Consider the following 1,972-nt stretch of genomic DNA (forward strand, 5'->3'; position numbering starts at 1 on the left):
GCGATGATGAGGATGCCGATGATCGTCGCGAGGAACCAGGCGCCGCCGAAGGACATGCCCCAGGATTGGAAGAGCGCGGTCATAGCTCCTCCCCGGCACGGGGAGGTGGCAGCGCGCAGCGCTGACGGAGGGGCGGTGCAACGAGAGACCGCCTCGCGTGGCGAAGCCCCTCCACCATGCTGCGCATGGTGCCCCTCCCCAGGGCAAGCTTGGGGAGGAATTTCTGCACGCCCCTCATTCCGCCGCCTCCGCAAACCGCTCGCCGTGGAGCAGTTCCTCGGAACAACGCCGCATCGTCGGGCTTGCCCGGCAAATGGCGTTGGTGAGATAAAAGTCCGCGATTGGATAGCCGACGGGCCCGCTCGCCTTCGCGTCCAGTCTCGGCGGCGACCATGGCAGGTCGATCAACCCATCGCGCATCAACGCCGGCGTGTCGGCGTGCATCGCGTTGCGCAACTGGTCGAACCGATCGAACGGCAACGGCTTGCCGAGCAAATCCGACACCGCGCGCAGGATCGTCCAATCTTCACGCGCGTCGCCCGGAGGGAACGCCGCCCGCTCCGAACGCTGTACCCGCCCCTCGGTGTTGACGAACGTGCCATGCTTCTCGGCATAGGCCGCGCCCGGCAGGACAAGGTCGGCCGAAGCGGCGCCCTTGTCGCCATGATGGCCGACGTACACCGTGAACGTCCCGGCAAAGCGATCCGCCGCCATCTCATCCGCACCCAATGAAATTACCAGCTTCGGCTTGGCCGCGACGATGTCCGCGATCCCGCCGGGCTGCGCATAGCCGAGCAACAGCCCCGCCATCCGCGACGCCGACGTGTGCAGCACGTTGAACCCGTTCCAGCCCTCACGCACCAGGTTGAGCGACGAAGCAGCCGCCAACGCCGCCCCCATCGCCCCTTTGGCCAGCCCGCCCGGCCCCAAAATGAGCGCCGGCCGAGACGCACCCCCGAACGCATCCGCCGCGACCTTCGGCAATTTACCGATCAGCGCCAGATCGTCGCCGAGCCAGGTCACCTTGAAGCCAAGATCGAACACCGGCCCGATGGCGAAGACCTTCGCCCCCTTGCGCGCCGCTTTGCGCAATCGCGTATTGATCAGCGGCGCTTCCCAGCGAGGATTGGTTCCGACGAGCAGGATCGCGTCGGCCGTCTCGATCCCCGCGATAGTTGAATTGAACGCCACCGCAGACAGGCTGGTCACGTCGTAATCCAGCCCCGTCTGCCGCCCTTCGAGCAGGCTCGACCCCTGCCCCGCCAGCAGCGCCTTGGCCGCATACATCGTCTCGGCATCGAGCAGATCACCGGCAATTGCCGCGACCTTCGCGCCCGCACCCTTGAGCTTCTCGGCGAACAGCGCCAGCGCCTCGGGCCAACCCGTCTCGCGCAGCTTTCCGCCTTCCCGCACCCATGGCCGGTCCAGCCGCCCGCGCACCAGCGCGTCGACATGGTGCCGCGTCTTGTCCGAGATCCACTCCTCGTTGACGTCGTCGTTCACGCGCGGCAGCACGCGCATCACCTGCCGCTGCCGCACGTCAAGACGGATGTTCGACCCAACGGCGTCCATCACGTCGATCGCGGGCACCTTCTTAAGCTCCCACGGGCGCAATTCGAAGCTGGTCGGCCGCTGCAACAGCGCCCCGACCGGGCAGATATCGCCCAGATTGCCTGACAGTTCGCTGGTCAGCGCCTTCTCCAGATACGCAGTAATCTGCGAATCCTCGCCGCGGTACAACATCCCGATCTCGGGCGTCCCCGCCACCTCGTCGGCAAAGCGGATGCAGCGCGTGCACTGGATGCAGCGGGTCATCGCGGTCTTGATCACTGGGCCCATATATTTGTCTTCGACCGCGCGCTTATTCTCGTCGAAGCGCGAGGTGCCGCGACCATAGGCCATCGCCTGGTCCTGCAGGTCGCATTCGCCGCCCTGGTCGCAGATCGGGCAGTCGAGCGGGTGGTTGATGAGG

Annotated in this window: 1 protein-coding gene; it reads right to left on the reverse strand. The window is 66.3% G+C overall.

Annotation, left to right across the window (positions count from 1 at the left end; all coding sequences use genetic code 11):
* Nucleotides 1-234: 234 nt before the first annotated feature.
* On the reverse strand, nt 235-1,972 hold a 1,738-nt coding region (nuoG, locus tag RMN84_RS06780; RefSeq protein ID WP_309611425.1), incomplete at its 5' end, for an NADH-quinone oxidoreductase subunit NuoG.

Origin of the sequence: Sphingomonas sp., assembly GCF_031380695.1 — a bacterium.
In the GTDB taxonomy this organism is placed as follows: Bacteria; Pseudomonadota; Alphaproteobacteria; order Sphingomonadales; family Sphingomonadaceae; genus Sphingomicrobium.